The sequence below is a fragment of the Nocardia sp. NPDC006982 genome (genome assembly GCF_042869435.1).
GTDB lineage: Bacteria > Actinomycetota > Actinomycetes > Mycobacteriales > Mycobacteriaceae > Nocardia.
This window is the reverse complement of the sequence record NZ_JBIAFV010000009.1, coordinates 1-15,904: the sequence shown is the minus strand read 5'-3', so window position 1 is coordinate 15,904 and position 15,904 is coordinate 1. Positions and strand designations below refer to the sequence as shown.

The 15,904-nt window shown below is 64.3% G+C and carries 15 protein-coding genes, 1 tRNA gene and 1 pseudogene; 2 read left to right on the top strand and 15 right to left on the bottom strand.

All coding sequences use genetic code 11. From position 1 onward, the window contains the following. Positions 1-6: 6 nt before the first annotated feature. On the bottom strand, positions 7-1,368 hold the full coding sequence (locus ACFYOW_RS30635) for a M20/M25/M40 family metallo-hydrolase (protein ID WP_083897936.1): 1,362 nt from the start codon (positions 1,366-1,368) through the stop codon (positions 7-9). A gap of 171 nt (positions 1,369-1,539) precedes the next feature. Here ACFYOW_RS30635 and ACFYOW_RS30630 point away from each other — a divergent pair, with 171 nt between their 5' ends. Beyond that, positions 1,540-2,415 carry a lysophospholipid acyltransferase family protein gene (locus tag ACFYOW_RS30630; RefSeq protein WP_387293554.1) on the top strand — a complete coding sequence of 292 codons (876 nt, stop codon included), beginning with the start codon at positions 1,540-1,542 and terminating at the stop codon, positions 2,413-2,415. A 4-nt stretch (positions 2,416-2,419) separates the two neighbouring features. On the opposite strand, the gene ACFYOW_RS30625 is transcribed toward ACFYOW_RS30630, so the two are convergent. Continuing rightward, the gene (locus ACFYOW_RS30625) at positions 2,420-2,776 is read right to left on the bottom strand and encodes a winged helix-turn-helix transcriptional regulator (protein ID WP_387293553.1); all 357 of its coding nucleotides are present in this window, start codon (positions 2,774-2,776) and stop codon (positions 2,420-2,422) included. A gap of 156 nt (positions 2,777-2,932) precedes the next feature. On the opposite strand from ACFYOW_RS30625, the gene ACFYOW_RS30620 reads away from it, so the two are divergent. Beyond that, positions 2,933-3,020 (top strand) — tRNA-Leu (locus ACFYOW_RS30620). A 55-nt stretch (positions 3,021-3,075) separates the two neighbouring features. On the opposite strand, the gene ACFYOW_RS30615 is transcribed toward ACFYOW_RS30620, so the two are convergent. The 13 genes and pseudogenes from ACFYOW_RS30615 to ACFYOW_RS30555 all read right to left on the bottom strand — a co-directional run bounded on the left by ACFYOW_RS30615 (position 3,076) and on the right by ACFYOW_RS30555 (position 15,413). After that, positions 3,076-4,182, bottom strand: a complete 1,107-nt coding sequence (locus ACFYOW_RS30615) for a recombinase family protein (protein WP_387293552.1) — start codon at positions 4,180-4,182, stop codon at positions 3,076-3,078. Next, a complete protein-coding gene (locus ACFYOW_RS30610) occupies positions 4,183-4,686 on the bottom strand; it encodes an ankyrin repeat domain-containing protein (protein ID WP_387293551.1) in 504 nt (167 codons plus the stop codon). A 3-nt stretch (positions 4,687-4,689) separates the two neighbouring features. Further along, the gene (locus ACFYOW_RS30605; RefSeq protein WP_387293804.1) at positions 4,690-4,776 is read right to left on the bottom strand and encodes a hypothetical protein; all 87 of its coding nucleotides are present in this window, start codon (positions 4,774-4,776) and stop codon (positions 4,690-4,692) included. A gap of 11 nt (positions 4,777-4,787) precedes the next feature. Further along, complete coding sequence (locus tag ACFYOW_RS30600) at positions 4,788-5,033, bottom strand: hypothetical protein (protein WP_387293550.1); 246 nt, start codon at positions 5,031-5,033, stop codon at positions 4,788-4,790. Next, positions 5,011-5,907: an MCE family protein gene (locus tag ACFYOW_RS30595; RefSeq protein ID WP_387293549.1), complete on the bottom strand. Its 897-nt coding sequence runs from the start codon at positions 5,905-5,907 to the stop codon at positions 5,011-5,013. The genes ACFYOW_RS30600 and ACFYOW_RS30595 overlap by 23 nt, the downstream gene beginning before the upstream one ends. Further along, positions 5,904-6,437, bottom strand: a pseudogene (locus tag ACFYOW_RS30590) (ABC transporter permease); the annotation flags it as partial. The pseudogene ACFYOW_RS30590 and the gene ACFYOW_RS30595, both read right to left, overlap by 4 nt. Before the next feature lie 51 nt (positions 6,438-6,488). Then, positions 6,489-7,277, bottom strand: coding sequence for an MlaE family ABC transporter permease (locus tag ACFYOW_RS30585; RefSeq protein ID WP_387293548.1), 789 nt, complete (start codon positions 7,275-7,277; stop codon positions 6,489-6,491). 362 nt (positions 7,278-7,639) lie between these two features. After that, positions 7,640-9,505 carry a GMC oxidoreductase gene (locus ACFYOW_RS30580; protein ID WP_387293547.1) on the bottom strand — a complete coding sequence of 622 codons (1,866 nt, stop codon included), beginning with the start codon at positions 9,503-9,505 and terminating at the stop codon, positions 7,640-7,642. A 278-nt stretch (positions 9,506-9,783) separates the two neighbouring features. After that, complete coding sequence (locus tag ACFYOW_RS30575; RefSeq protein WP_387293803.1) at positions 9,784-11,130, bottom strand: aldehyde dehydrogenase family protein; 1,347 nt, start codon at positions 11,128-11,130, stop codon at positions 9,784-9,786. 80 nt (positions 11,131-11,210) lie between these two features. Next, positions 11,211-11,390: a hypothetical protein gene (locus ACFYOW_RS30570; protein ID WP_387293546.1), complete on the bottom strand. Its 180-nt coding sequence runs from the start codon at positions 11,388-11,390 to the stop codon at positions 11,211-11,213. Between the two features lie 141 nt (positions 11,391-11,531). Then, positions 11,532-13,541: a fatty acid desaturase gene (locus tag ACFYOW_RS30565; protein WP_387293545.1), complete on the bottom strand. Its 2,010-nt coding sequence runs from the start codon at positions 13,539-13,541 to the stop codon at positions 11,532-11,534. 134 nt (positions 13,542-13,675) lie between these two features. Further along, positions 13,676-14,623 carry a PucR family transcriptional regulator gene (locus ACFYOW_RS30560; RefSeq protein ID WP_387293544.1) on the bottom strand — a complete coding sequence of 316 codons (948 nt, stop codon included), beginning with the start codon at positions 14,621-14,623 and terminating at the stop codon, positions 13,676-13,678. Positions 14,624-15,035: 412 nt separating this feature from the next. Next, complete coding sequence (locus ACFYOW_RS30555) at positions 15,036-15,413, bottom strand: hypothetical protein (RefSeq protein WP_387293543.1); 378 nt, start codon at positions 15,411-15,413, stop codon at positions 15,036-15,038. Positions 15,414-15,904 lie beyond the last annotated feature (491 nt).

Genomic DNA, 15,904 nt, shown 5'->3' with positions numbered 1-15,904 from the left:
CGATCGTCAGCTGTTCAACAGGAAGTGTTCCAGCACCCGGGTGCCGAATTCGAGTGCCTGCACCGGAACCCGCTCGTCGACACCGTGGAACAGTGCCGTGAAGTCCAATTCCGGTGGCAGCTGCAGCGGTGCGAAACCGAAGCAGCGAATACCCAAGCGGGCGAAGGCCTTTGCGTCGGTACCGCCGGAGAGCATATAGGGCACGGTCCGGCCCTGCGGGTCGTGGGCGAGAATGGCGGCGTTCATCGCGTCGACGAGATGTCCGTCGAATGTCGTTTCGTAGGAATCGAGTTTGGTGATCCACTCGCGCTCGACATCCGGGCCGATCAGCTCGTCCACCTCACGCTCGAACGCGGCCTGGCGCCCCGGCACCACGCGACAGTCGACGACCGCCTCGGCGGTCTGCGGGATCACATTCGCCTTGTAACCCGCCTGCAGCATGGTCGGATTCGCGGTATCGCGCAGTGTCGCGCCGATGATGCGGGAGATGGTGCCCAACTTCGCGAGCTGACCCTCGATATCGGGACTCGACGGATCGAACTCCAAGCCGGTCTCCTCGGCGACCGCGGCCAGGAATTCGGCGACCGAATCCGAAAGCACCAGGGGGAAGGTGTGTTTGCCCAGGCGCGCCACCGCGGCGGCCAGAATCGTGACGGCATTGTCCTCGTGCAGGAACGAACCGTGACCGGCACGAGCCTTGGCCCGCAACCGCATCCAGCCGAGCCCCTTCTCGGCCGTCTCCACCAGATACAACCGACGGTCGGTGCCGTCCGGGCGCGGCACGGTCAGCGAGAAGCCGCCGACCTCCCCCACTGCCTCGGTGATCCCGTCGAACAGGTCGGGCCGATTCTGCACCAGCCACTGTGAACCCCACTTGCCGCCGTTCTCCTCATCGGCGAGGAATGCGAAGACGATATCGCGCGGCGGCACCGTCCCCTCGATCTTGAACTGGCGCGCGATGGCCAGCATCATGCCGACCATATCCTTCATATCGATCGCGCCGCGCCCCCACACATAGCCGTCGCGCACCGCACCCGAGAACGGGTGCACACTCCAGTCGGCGGCCTCGGCGGGCACGACATCCAGATGCCCGTGGATCAGCAGCGCGCCGCGGCTGGAATCGGCTCCCTTCAGCCGCGCGAACACATTCCCGCGACACGGCGCGCCCGACTCGACGTACTCGGTCGTGTACCCCGCCTGATGCAGCTGATCGGCCACCCACTGCGCACATTCGCGCTCGCCCTTGGTGGTGGCCAGATCCCCGGTGTTGGAAGTGTCGAACCGGATCAGCGTGCTGACCAATTCGACCACCTCGGACACGGCACGAGATGTGGTGTTCGGACCGGATACTTCGCCAGTTGCAGACACGTACCCTTTCCTACCACCTGACACCGCCCGCAGGTGCCATGGCGGCACCCCGCCATGATCGCGAGGTGCGCAATCGCGGGTCGATTCACGCTGATCGCAATCGCCGATGCTGTGTGGTCGCCGCATTGCCGGGTATGTCTCGGTCAAATCCTTGACCGGAAAGCCGGACCCATGAAGCTGCCGAACCTGCCATTGCCGCCGATCGATAGCGCGACCGACTGGGTCGCCCAGCAGGTACGAGCGCGGGTTCCCAAAGCGGATATGAACGACCGGGACCCCGCCTTCATCGCCCACACGGTCGAACCGTTCTGGCAGCTGGTTCGCGCGTACTTCCGGGCGGAGGTACGCGGGATGGAGCGGATACCGGAAGCGGGACCGATGCTGTTGGTAGGTAACCACTCCGGTGGCAATGTCTCCCCCGAGGCGCTCGTGACCACCCTCGCGCTCGCACACTATTTCGGACCCGACCGTCCCTTCTATCAACTCGCCCACAATCTGGTGATGGCCGTGCCACTGCTCGGCATGTTCCTGTCCCGCTTCGGCACCGTCGCAGCCGATCGCGAAAGCGCCAAGGCGGCGCTGCGCAGTGGTGCGGCGGTGCTGGTATATCCCGGCGGTGACTGGGAAGTGCACCGCCCGACGTGGGAGGAGGACCAGCTCGACTTCGCCGGACGCACCGGATTCCTGCGAGTGGCCTGGGACGAGAACGTGCCGATCGTGCCGTTCGTGAACTACGGCGCCCAGCAGAATGCGCTCATGCTCACCCGTGGCGACCGGATCGCCCGGCTGCTGCGACTGGATCGGACGCTGCGATTGAAGGTGTTCCCGATTTCGCTGGCGCTGCCGTGGGGATTGAATATCAGCGACCTGGCCGGCCATATTCCGCTGCCGACGAAAGTGACGGTCGAATTCCTACCGCCGATCGACCTGCGCGAGATATTGGGGTCGGAGCTGGATGTGGATCGCGGCTACGAGTACGTCACCGGGATCATGCAGGAGGCATTGTCGAAGCTCGCCGAGGAACGGACGCTGCCGATCCTGGGATGAGCCCTCATGCGGGCGGATGGACGCGCCCGGCGCCGATCCGGTCGATACGATCGCGCCCCCACGCACCCAGCGGTTTCAGCGCCGCATTGAGAGCGCCCCCCAGTTCGGTCAACCGGTACTCGACCTTCGGCGGCACCTCGCGATAGATCTCGCGATCCACGATGCCGTCCTCCTCCAGCTCCCGCAACTGCTGGATCAGCATCTTCTCCGACACCCCCGGCAGGCCCCGGCGCAGTTCGCCGAAGCGGCGCACGCCGTGCGTCGCCAACTCCCACAGGATCAGCGCCTTCCACTTTCCGCCCACCACATCCATCGCCGCATCGATGCCGCAGAAGTACGGTTCGGATCTCTTCCCACCCATCGCTACCCGTTCCACATGCGTATCGGTAAGTACTGGGACAAATCGTAGGTACTCATCCGCAGCCCGGGCAAGACGGCCACGCGACATGTTGAATCACCAGCTAAACCCGCGATTTGGTCAACGCTCCCACATCCGATAACCTTGCTGAGCACACCGGTCCGGGTGGCGGAATGGCAGACGCGCTAGCTTGAGGTGCTAGTGCCCTTTATCGGGCGTGGGGGTTCAAGTCCCCCTCCGGACACCAGTGCTAAACACAGGATCGGCCCCGACGACAGCCAGCTGTTGCCGGGGCCGATATGTTATGTGTAGCTGTAGGGCCGGTAGAGGTTCGCTTTGTCCGCTCGTGCGCCGGCGGCGAGGACGGCGGCGATGTCGCCGAGTGAGTCGATGAGCTTGCGGATCTCTGTTTCACTCAGTCGGGGGATGTTCGGCAGGCTCTGTAATTCCGCCTGAGTTGCAGCTTTGTCCGCTTGAGCGGCGTTCATCGCCGAGACGAGCGCCTGCGGGTCCACCCCAGCTTCGATAGCAGCGAGGTGGCGGCCGAGCCGCGCGTCGGCGTCGGCGATACGCCGTCGCAGAAGCGCTCGCTGTGTGTCGTAATCGTCGTTGTCTTGGGCGGCGAGCAGGCTGGTGATCGTGTGATCGCGATGGGTGCGGTCGAAAAGAGTGGTCAGCCACCGGTCGACCGATGAAGAGATGAGATCTTCCCGCAAGTTGACCGTCGGTGGGTGTTCGGCCAGCGCCGGGCTGCCCGGCGCGAGGGTCTTGGCGCGACAGCGATAGTAGATGACGCCTCTGACCACCGCGGCTTGCATCTTGCGACCACAAGCGTCGCAGCGGACCAGGCCCCGCAACAGGTAGTCGCGGGGTGAGTTCTGCCTTGTGCGTTCGAGGCGGCCGCGGGCTCGGTTGCCGGTGCCTGCTCGCCGCTTGCGCAGCAGCTGGGCTTCGGTGAAGGTTTGCACCGACACGATGGCCGGGTGCGCGGGTTTCTTCGACCGCACGATCCGATGATTCGGCGATCTCCGGAAGCGAATGACGTTGCCAGCGGCCGCATCATCTGGGTCGAGGAGCTCTTCTTGTTTTGTCCATCGGCCGAACACCGCGTAGCCGGTGTAACGGGGGTTCTGCAGGATCGCGGCAACCGTACTGGCTTCGCTCGACGAGTTGTGTGCCGCCAGCCTGCGCGTCCTCGAGGCGGTGCGGCGATGACGACACCGACTCAGCCGGCGGCGAACGCCGAGACGATCGCTGCCGCGCGAGTGCTGCTGACCCAGATGGGTATCTCTCCCGCAGATCTCGTCACCACCGGCGCGAATGTTCCCACCTTCGGCGAGGTCATCCCCAAGGTGAGGGCACGGTTGTCGGATGGCACGCTGCGTACTTACAACACCCACTTCGAGCACCTACTCGCGGTGTGGAGCGATCACCGCCTGGATGAGCCGACCAAGACCGATCTCGAGGAGAAGGCGCGCTGGATCCAAGCCGCCGCCCAGACCAACCGCGCCTCCGCCAATTCGGCCCGCATGGCGGGGGTCGTTGCCGATTTCCTTCACGGTGTCCAGGGGACTCTTCGGCCCGAAGTACGACTTCATCGTCGCTTTGGTCGGGTCGGCTCCACGAGCTCGCAGTAAGCGGACCGTAGCGATCGGGTCCGCGCCCGAGGACATGATCGCCCAGTAGATCGCCGGCATCCCCTTGTCGGTCACGGCGTCGATGTCGGCTCCCGCGTCCAGCAGCAGTGCCACCAGTTCCGGCACGGCAGCCTGCGCCGCGAAATGCAGCGGCGTCCAGTCGTGGTTGTCACGGGCGTTAACGTCCTCGGCGCCGAGCAAACGCCGCACAGCATCGAGATCGGCGTGGGCTGCGGCGTAATGCAGTGCCGTACGCCCGAATTCATCGCGTTGCATTATCTACTCCACTTCCCGTCTGTGGCTTCGGTTCCCGTACTGGTCCTCGATATGGAACCAGTCGGGATGGCTATTGACGCGTTGATCCAACTGCTGGTGTGTCAGCCCTCGGCTTGAGCGTCAGCTAGCAGCCTGCGGTTCTCGAACCTCGAATTGTGGCCGAACTCCCACTTCGGATTGACCGGGTACAGCGAGTTGTTCGCCGAATCGACGTAGTACTTGCCATCAGGTGTCTTCTCCAGCTGGGTCACCCAGGGCTTGTCATCGTAGGACTTGTTGATCGGCACCTTGACCGAGGTCTCGGACGCCACGATGTAGAGGTCGTCATCGCTGGGACGCTTCCACATCTTGGTCTTGGCAACAGCAGGTGAACGACGGAGACTGTTCCGCGAGCACCCCGGTGGTCGGTTCCAATGCGTCGGCGGCACCGATCAACGGCGCGGACGAAGCGCTCGTGAATGCGGCTCCGGTATTGCCGAATTGGGTGAACGACAGCAGGAAGGCGCTCAGGCTCGCCTGCTTCTCGACGAGGGTGGTGCCGGTCGTCGACAGATTCTTCAGTGTGGCCATGACATCCGGCGTGACCGCGGCCAAGGTGTCGAGATTGTCGGCCAGCAGTGGCACGTCGCGCCGCAATGTCGGTATCGCCTCGTTGAACTGCCCGAGGTAGCGATCGGTGGACACCAGCAGGTCGCCGAACCGCGTGCCGTGCCCGTCCAGTGCGGTGCCGAGCGCGGTCAGTGTCGCGTTGACCTTTTGCGGCTCAACGGTTTTCAGCAGGGTGAGCAGTGTGTCGAAGACGTCGTTCACTTCGACGCTCACCTTCGACCCATCGATCGTCGAGCCCGCACCGAGTGTCGTTGCTGCCGGTTCAGCCGGCCAGACCAGGGTGACGAATTTGCGCCCGAACAGGGTGGTCGGGGCGATCTCGGCGCCGACATTCGCCGGAATCCGCCGCGCCTGGCCGGGATTCAGGTCCAAGGTCAGCTTCGCCCGATCGTTGTCGACTTCAACGGCGCTGACCCGCCCGACGACCACGCCGCGCACCTTGACATCTGATCCGGGCCCCATCAGCAGCCCGGCCCGGTCGGCGAGCAGGTAGACCCGGGTGCTGGCGACGAATTCGCCACTGCAGGAGGCGATTGCGCCGGTCCAGGCAAGTACGAAGACGGCGATGGCGCTGAGCAGCATGGCGCGGCGCCGGGAGACTTCCAGGGTCATCCGGACACCCGAACGGTCGAGTGGACGCCGCCGTAGACGGCGACTCCGATGATCAGGTCGATGATCATGATCGCGATCAACGAGGTACGCACCGCCCGGCCCACCGCCACCCCGACACCTGCGGGACCGCCCGCGGCGTGGTAGCCGTGGTAGCAGTGCACAGACATGATGACCACCGAGAACACAATGACTTTCGCCAGCGACCACAGCACGTCGGTGGGCACCAGGAAGACGTTGAAGTAATGGTCGTAGGTGCCCGGTGACTGTCCGGACAGCATGATGCTCACGAACTGGGTCGAGGCGTAGCCCATGAAAAGCGCGATGCCATAAAGCGGGATAATCGCGAGCAGCCCGGCCAGGATCCGGGTTGTCACCAGATACGGAACCGAGGGAATCGACATCACCTCGAGTGCGTCGATCTCCTCGCTCACCCGCATCGCACCCAACTGCGCGGTGAACCCAGCGCCCACGGTTGCGGTCAACGCGACACCGGCCACTACCGGAACGGCCTCACGGGTATTGAAGCTGGCCAACTCCATCATCACCACCCTGTGGCTGCAATGAACGGACCGATATGACCATCACCAGCCAACAGCCGTCCGTGGCCGAGCAAATAACAAGACGAAGCTGAAAACGACGGTCTGATTGACGGCGTCCCCGACCCCTTTCGGACCGCCCTTCGCATGCAGACCCAGATGACACGCCACCAGTGCGGCCAGCAGCCCGAATATCCCGGCTTTGAGCTCGCTGACCAGCAGATCCGGTATCCCGGTCAACAGCGGAATCGCGGTAATGAACTGGCCTGGCGTCGCGCCCTGGAGATAGACCGCGTAGAGGTAGCCACCGGCCAGTCCGACCGCGGTGACCAGTCCGTTCAAGAACAGCGCGACGACCGTGGAGGCGAGCACCCTGGGCACGACGAGCCGATGTATCGGGTCGATGCCCAGCACCCGCATCGCGTCGATCTCCTCGCGGATGGTCCGTGCGCCCAGGTCCGCACAGATCGCCGTCGCGCCTGCACCGGCCACCACCAAAACTGTTGCTACCGGACCGATCTCACGAATCACAGCGATTCCGGCGCCAGCCCCGGACAGGTCGATGGCTCCGATCTCGTTGAGCAGAACATTGATCTGGAAGATCACCATGACGCAGAACGGGATCGCGATCAGCAAGGTCGGCACAATCGATACATTGGCGATGAACCACGCCTGATGAACGAACTCCCGAAATTGGAAGGGCCGCCGGGGCAGCGTCCGCAGGGTATCCAGCGTGGTGCCGAAAAACTCTCCCACCGCACGTGGGACGACCTCCGCGGCGGACCGTGTTCTGTCCCAGCGGGCAGGCGAGGAGATCTCGCCGGAATCCACCATCGTCGAACCTTTCAGAAATCTGAAACCGATTGACCGGACCGCGATCACACCGTGCTGAAGTCGCTGGCCATATCCGCCCGCCGCGAACCGCACCGGCCGGGTCGCCGCACCGGACAACTCACCGAACCGATGACCTAGAAAACCGCTAATTCAGCGGCCTCCTAGAAGATCTTTCGTAGGATCTGCAGCGGCCCGTTTGCTGTACGGCAGATAGATCAGCTGCAGATCCGGCGTCGAGGTCGCCCTCCTCGAATTCCTCGGTGAGCCGGGATTTCAACATCGAAGAACTATTTCTGTCGCTACGGCACAGACGGTCTCGGCGGCCCGGTCGGCGATCGCGGCGGCGGATCGAAGCGACGTCCTCACCGGTGAATCTCCTTGTCGGAGTGTGCAGTCCGGTTCGATGGCCGGGCCGGGCTGTCGTCGTCCAGTGCCGGCCCTGGTCGGCCCTGCAGCTTCCTACCGGAATTGCTCGTGGTGGCGGCACCGAATGCTGCATCCGGCCAGTCGGCCCGACGATCGGCGTCTCCGTTGGTGATGCCGACGATGGGCAGCCGGAGGGCGGCCGGCGCGGCCGGCGGCACTACCGGGTGCGCGGGCGCGACCGGCGCGACCCGCTGGTACGCCGCACCGGGTGCGGGGCGCGGATCGGCGTGACCGCGGTTGGGCCATAACGACATCGCACGTTCAGCCAGTGCGGTAATGGTGAGTGAGGGGTTCACGCCCAGATTCGCCGGGATGGTCGATCCGTCGACGACGTGCAGGCCGGGATAGCCGAACAGCCGGTGGTAGGGGTCGACGACGCCCGTCTCTGCGCTCTCGCCGATAGTGCAGCCGCCGATGAAGTGCCCGGTCATCGGAATGTTGAAGACGCTGCTGCTGGTGGCCGCGGCGGGAACACCGTCGATCTTCTCGGCCAGCCGCCGCGCGACCTCATGGCCGGCCGGGATCCAGGCCGGATTCGGTTGTCCCTCACCCTGTTTGGTGGTCATGCGTCGGCCGAACAGGCCGCGCCGGGTGTAGGCGGTGAGCGAGTTGTCCGCCGACTGCATCACCAGCAGGCCGATCGTCTGTTCCGACCAGCGACGCGGATTGTGGATCCGGACCAGATCCCGGCGGCTCCGGCCGAGTTCACGCAGCCAGCCCAGTCCGCGCGGGCCGTCGCCGCTGACCATCACGGTGGTTAGCAGTGATATGGCGTTGCTGCCCTTGCCGTATCGCAACGGTTCCACGTGCGTGTCCGGATCCGGGTGGACGGAGGAGGTGATCGCGATGCCCTTGGTGAAGTCGCGGGACTTGTCTCGGCTGCGAACCGCCAGAAGCTCCTCGGAATTGGTCCGGGTCAGATACCCGAGCCGGGTGGACAGGTCGGGGAGTGAGCCCCGGTCGCGCAGCCGGTGCAGCAGCTGCTGGGTGCCCAGCGCAGCGGCGGCGAACACGACCTGCTCGGCGGTGAATCGATGCCGCCGCTTGCGCATCCACCGGCCGGTGCGGACCGTGGTGACCTGGTAACCGCCGTCCGGCAGTGGGCGGACATCGGTCACCGTCGTCAGCGGATGCACGGTGGCGCCGGCCTGCTCGGCCAGATAGAGGTAGTTCTTCACCAGCGTGTTCTTGGCGTTGTGCCGGCAGCCGGTCATACATTCGCCGCAGTGGGTGCAGGCGCGCCGGTACGGCCCGGCGCCGCCGAAGAACGGGTCGGGTACATCCTCGCCCGGCCAGCGCCCGGGCCCGCCGAAGAACACACCCACCGGTGTGCGCTGGTAGGTGTCGGCGATTCCCATGTCCTGCGCGACCTCCACGATGACGCGGTCCGCAGGCGTGATCGCCGGATTGACAGTGACACCCAGCATGCGCTTCGCCTGGTCGTAATGCGCGGCCAGCTCGGCCTTCCAGTCGGTAATATGCGCCCACCGGCCGTCGGCGAAGAAGGTATCCGGCGGCTCGTACAGGGTGTTTGCGTATACCAGGGAGCCGCCGCCCACCCCGGCTCCGGCCAGCACAAAAGTGTCCTTGAGTAGCGTCATCCGCTGAATTCCGTAGCAGCCCAGCGCCGGTGCCCATAGGTAGCGCCGGATACGCCACGAGGTTTGCGGGAACTCGTCGTCGGCGAACCGGCGGCCGGCCTCGAAAACACCGACGCGGTAACCTTTCTCGGTCAGTCGCAGCGCGCTCACGCTGCCACCGAAGCCCGAGCCGACGACTATGACGTCGTAATCGAAAGTCATGGGCACTTTACCTTTCAGGATCGCGTTCAGGCGACCGAGGTCATCCGGAAGTCGGAGGGATTCGAACCGATGGTCTCGCGACGGTAGGCGGTCACGGTTCTTTCACTTGTAGCCTGTCCCGCACACGCCCAGCGATTTCTACCGCTGTGGGTATCAGGAGCGGGGACAGGATCAGCCCGAACAGCGGCACGAGGATTGTCGGTTTGGGTTCCGGTAATCGGCGGGAGTCTCGGAATCTCAGAGATCCCTTCGCAGGGCGAATTTTTGGGGGCAAGTAGCTATAAGATCTTTCGTAGGATTTGCAGCGCCCGTTTGCTGTACGGGGGATAGATCAGCTGCAGATCCGGGTGGAAGGTCTTGCGCAACACCGATTTCCGGTAACTGAGTGCTTCGAACCCCCAGCGGCCGTGGTAGGCGCCCATGCCACTGGCGCCGACACCTCCGAACGGAAGCTGCGGCACCAGGCAGTGCATGGCGACATGGTTGATCACCGCACCGCCGGACGGGATTTCGTCCACGAGGCGCTCGCCCACCGCCGCCGATTTCGTGAAGTAGTACCCGGCAAGTGGTTTCGGCCGGGAGTTCACGAACGAGATCGCATCGTCGAGGCTTTCGTACGACAGCACCGGCAGGATAGGTCCGAAGATCTCCTCCTGCATGACCGCATCGTCGGGATCCGGGTCGACGATCACGGTCGGCTCGATCGACAACGACGCCTCGGTGACCCGTCCGCCCAGCGCGATCGTGCCGCGCGTCTGCGCGAGATAGGTAGCCAGTCGCGCGAATTGGCGCTCGTTGACGATCCGGCGGCCGTCTGCGCCTCCCTCCCCCTCGAATTGCTCGATCGCCGCTACGATCTCGTCCACCAGCCGATCCCGGATACGGTGATCGGCCAGCACGTAGTCCGGCGCGATGCAGGTCTGTCCCGAGTTCACGCACTTGACCCAGGCGATCCGGCGGGCCGCGATAGCGAGGTCGGCGTCGGCGGTCACGATTACCGGGCTTTTACCGCCGAGCTCCAAGGTCACCGGAGTCAGCGTCGCCGCGGCCGCGGCCATGATCTTCCTTCCGATTTGGTCGCCGCCGGTGAACAGTACGTGGTCGAAACCCTGCGCCAGCAGCTCCTGGGTGACCGGGGCGTCGCCCTCGACCACGACGACCGCCTCGGAGTCCAGGTATTCCGGAACCAGCCGAGCCAGCAGGGCCGACGTGGCCGGCGCCAACTCGGACGGCTTGAGTATCGCGCAGTTGCCCGCGGCCAGCGCGGCCACCAACGGCGAAAGAGTCAGGTACACCGGGTAATTCCACGGGCCGATGACCAGAACGACGCCGAGCGGCTCGTACTGCACCCAGGCCGAACCCGGATACTGCACCAGCGGCAGCGGCTGCCGCCGCCGACGCATCCACCGCCGCACGTGTTTCAGGGCGAACACGGCCTCACCCCTGGTGGACGATATATCGCCCATCCAGGCTTCGGCCCGGCTGCGTCCAAGATCACTAGCCAGCGCGGCTACGATCTGATCCTCCTGCTCATCAAGCAGCCGGATCACGTTCCGCAACTGCTCCGCACGCCAAGTGCGGTCTCGGGTCCGGCCCGAGGCGAACTCGCGGCGAACCCGTGCCATCGCATCGGGGATGTCGGGCAAATTGGAGACCGCTGGTGCGGTAGTCGGTATAGACATCTGGTTACCTCTGAGGAGTTCCGTCACGCCTCCGGCGACGGAATCAGGCCGTGTTCGAGAAGTAGTTCCGCGCCCGCGGCGCTGGCGCGAAAGTGTTTGTCGTGCAGGGTGTTTCGTTGACCGGGAATGGATGAGGTCTCCAGTAGATGGTTTCGGCTACCGAAACGAAGGGGACCGACGATGATCCCGAGCCCGGTGATCACGCGTTGGGGCGTTCGCGGGCGGGTGGACCACCCAGACCATTGCCGAGCGAGCAAGGCCGCTAGTGCCCTGGCGATTGCCGATGCCCATCGAGGCGATGGTGACGAGTGCGGTCTTCTGGCGGAGTTCGCGCATGTGTTGGCTCAGCTGTCGTAGTCGACTGCGACCGTCGGGGTTGTGGGATGAGATTGACAGGTCAGTACGAAGCCGGCGTCGACCTCGGCTGTGGTAAGCGTAAAATTTTGCTCCATCGATACCGCTCCTGTTGTGATTCTGGCTTTGCAAGTGCCACACGCGCCGCCGAGACAGGCATACGGCGCATCGATGTTGCTTTTCAGCGCGGATTCGAGGACGGTCTCGCCCGCGGCGAGTTCCACGGTGTGATGCGCGCCGGACAGAGTGATGGTCACTTCGGACTTGCGGAAGGCATCGACGTGTGTGGATCGGTTCGTGCTGCGGAACAGTTCGAGGTGTATCCGCTCGGTCGGCACTCCTTCAGATGCGAGGTCCTCGCGCATTGTCGTGACGAGATCGCTCGGGCCGCACAGGTACCACCGGTTGATCGAAGTGACATCGCTGGCGAGCAACCGTTGAACCATCGCCAGGTCGATACGGCCACGAACAGAGGCGGGGTGGTGCGCCTCACCTGAGCGGATGTGGAATATGCGTAACCGGTCTGCATATCGAGATTCGAGCTCATCGAGTTCGGAGGCGAACATGGTCGACTCTGCGGTTCTGTTGCCGTAGAAGAGGATGAAGCGGCTCTCGGTCTCGATCTCCATCGTGGTGCGCATGATCGACAGGATGGGCGTGATGCCGCTCCCTGCCGCCACCGCGACATAGTCGCGCCGAGCGAGTGGATCAAGGGGTGCGCCGAAGCTACCCGTGGGCGTCATGAGCTCCAGGACATCACCGGCTCGCAGCGTTTCGACCGCGAAGGTCGAGAACATCCCGCCCGCGATGTGCCGTACTCCGATCGCCAGTTCTCCCGATGTGGCCGAGGTGCAGATCGAGTAGTTTCGCCGCACCTCCCGCCCACCGATGCGGTGTCGAACGGTCAGGTGTTGGCCCGCCTGGAATTGGAACTGATCGCTGAGGTGATCGGGAACGTCGAAAGCGACTTTGACGCTGTCCGGAGTCAGGGGCTCGACGCTTGTGACGGGGATCGGGTGGGCGCTGGCATGGCGTGCCGCGGAGGAACGCGGCATCCGAACCGGGAGCAGTGCGGCTAGTTTGCCGTTGAGGCGTTTCCACTCGCGGTACTGCGTGGCGTCGAGCTGCTGCCCGAAGACGGTGCCTATTGCCGAGTCGCGCTCTAGGTAGGCGGCCTCATTGCGTCGCCAGACCGCGACGTAGCGGTAGAAGGGAATGGAGGGATGCAAGTGGTGGACCAGGTGGTAGTTCTGCGACAAGAGCAGAGGAGTCAGGATCCACTCCGAGCCGACGCGGTTGCGGGTCGCGCGATAGCGGTTCTCGCGTTGGGTGTCTTCCAGGTCGTGGTGGGGTAGCCAGTCGAACCACCACGCGAGCACGAACATCGCCACCCGCCCGGGAATCAGGCAGATCACCGCGAGCGTCCACAGATATCCGGCGAAAGCGGCCGCCACGATCACCGTCACCGAAAAGGTCATCAACGCCGCCGTTTCCAGGACCTCGGCGCGTGGGCGCTGGCGCAGGTTACGCACCAAGAAACCGATATACGGCAGGTCCATTGCCGGGAAACGGATCGGCAGCTGCCACCAGGGTGCGGCGCTGACGAAGTGATCGGGATCGAACTCACCGTCATTGGTGTTGCGGTGGTGCTCGATATGGATGAACGCGAACGACTTGAATGAGATCAGAGGCGAGACGAAGAACATTGCCACGCGACCGAAAGCGACGTTGACCCAGCGACGGGAGCTGATCGAGTAATGGGAGGCGTCGTGCAACACGGTGAACAGGACGAAGATTGCCGCGGAGCTCGCGGCGATGGTGGCGATCGCAGGCAAAGCGTCGGTGAGCGCGGCCCAGGTCGAGGCGCCGAAGAGCGCAAGCGCAAATGTGAAGATGCCGACTATCGGCCAGGACAGCGTAGGAACTTGCTCGCCCGGATCAGGCAAGGCGTGCTGCGAGGCGGCTGCTGGGGGTTGGGGGTGTCGAGTCGTCGTCGACATCGGACTCCTCCTTCGCGCTTCGGGATGAGATGCCTCACAACCTATTAACGACCGGTATCGGTCGACAAGGCCATCTCAGCCCTCTCCGGTGTGCTGCGAGCACATCCCGGCACGCTCGGCGTCCGTCGGTGCGGCTATGACTCGCGCAAAACCGAGGCCCCCAGCACGTCGCAGACGAGGAGGGCGGCATGCAGTTCGGCGATCTTGACAGTTGCGGGGCGGCCCCTGCGCTCTTCGGCACGACGCACCCTTTGCAGGATCGTGTTCCGGTGGATCCCCAAGGTGCGTGCTGCGATCGCCAGACTCCCTTGCGCGTCGAGCACAGCCAGGAGTGCGGCGCGCTCGCCGCGCTCTTTCGCGTCGTCCCGTGCGAGAGCGCCGAGCTGAGCGGCGACGAAGGCTCGCGCCGCATCCAGGTCTCGCGAGATGGCATCCACCAACGCGACATCGCTGAACTGAGTAATCGATGGCGCCGCGCGACCGGACAGTTCGATGACCCGGCGAGTGCGTAGAGCCTCCAGGTGGGAGGTACGGAAGCCGGCAGCCCCCGGATAGGGCGACCCCACCGCGATATGAACGTTTTTAGTTTCGCCGGGAAACTCCGTCGCCATGCCCGTGAGCGAAGTCCTCACCTCCCCCGTGATCGATGCCCATCCCCACACCGCGAGTGGACCGTCCGCCACGACGAGCGAGTGACCCGCCCCAAGGAACCTTCCAACCTGCCGAGCGAATCCCTCGAGGTCGACGCCACGGTCGTCGACCCAGCACACGAAGGCGATCTGCCGACCGGTGAGCCGGTGGCCGAGCACACGTTCGGCCCGAGCGATGTCGACACGTTCCCCAGCGAGCAAGGCCCGCACCACATCGGCGCGCTCGGCCCTTGCCTGGTTCTGGCGTCGGTCGAGCTCAGCGACGTACTCGGCAGCCACAAGACTGGAGATGCGGTCGATGTATCGAAACCCGAACCGCTCGAGATCGACAAACGTCCGCAACGCGACAGCGGGGTCGTCGATCGAGTCAGTCAGCGCTTCGGAAAGCTTCTCGGTGAAGAACTCATGTCCCAACCGATAGAACCGCAGCATCACATCCACGCTGTGCCCCCGTGATGCCATTGCTCGCGCGTGTTCGAGCGCCGTTACCGGCGCCTCCACAGCCGCTATATCGATCCCATGACGAACCATCGAAAGTACCGCTTCGAGATTCGACGAGCACGATCCCAAGGTCAGGCCGCGAAGCTCAGCATCCCCAGCGACCTCCGGTATCCGCTCGACTATGTACCTCTGCATGTCGTCGGCCAGGCTGGACACATTAGCCAGAAAATACGCAGCAATACCCCTTCCAGCCTCCGCACCGTCAGCCGGCTCCAGCGCCTCCATATCTGCACACTAACCTCGACCGAACTGCTACATCCGACCGTTCACGATCGACGCCGCAACGGAGTTGTTCCGTGGCTGGGGCGAGCGAGGGCCTGTCGGCCGCACCGGTTTGCCAACGTCAAACTGCTCCGAGCGCTGCGGCTACGGCCGCTCGTACCGCCTCTTCTGAAGGGGTGGGCATTCCCATGGCAGCGGCCATCTCCGCGATTGAGGTCATCGCCACCTCGGGCAGCCCGCAGGCCGTGAATGCCGAAAACGCGGCCAGGTCTGGCGCGATATTCAGAGCAAACCCATGGCTCGTCACGCCGCCGCGAATCCGCATACCGATCGAGGCAACCTTCTCGTGCTCCAACGTCCAGACTCCGACCAGGCTCTGGGCCTTGGCCGGCGTGTCACGTCGAACAGCCCGCAGGCCAAGCGACTCCAAGGCACTGATCAAGCCTTGCTCCAGCCAGCGCACGATATCCCCGGGGCCGCGCTGACGGAGATCGACCACTAGATAACCCATCAGCTGCCCCGGTCCGTGGTAGGTCGCTTGACCCCTCTGTTCACCTCAACCAGAGGAATCTCGGTCTGCAGCGGCAATTCATGACGGGGGGCCGGACACCATAGGTGATCACTGCGGGATGAGTGAGCAATACCAGCCGATCCGCAATGCGCCCCTCCCGCCGCTCTCGAACCCAGGTTTCCATCTGCGCGACGGCCTCGAGATATGGGACCTCGCCCAAATCCACCCATTCCAGCTCGCCCTCGCTCACACTCGGCCCTCTCTGTGCTACATGCATACCCGACCGACAGACCGGGATTGAGGCTCATAAGCATGTCAGGAGGCAGCAGACTCGGGACCGGTGTGCTCGCTCGCTTCTGCGGCTGTCGCTTCCGCCTGAAGACTGGATCTGGCACGCTTTCCGTGATTGACCCATGCGAATTGCGTTCTGGGGCATGATGATTGATCATGTGCCCGGTGTTCTGAGCTTGGGCCGTTGG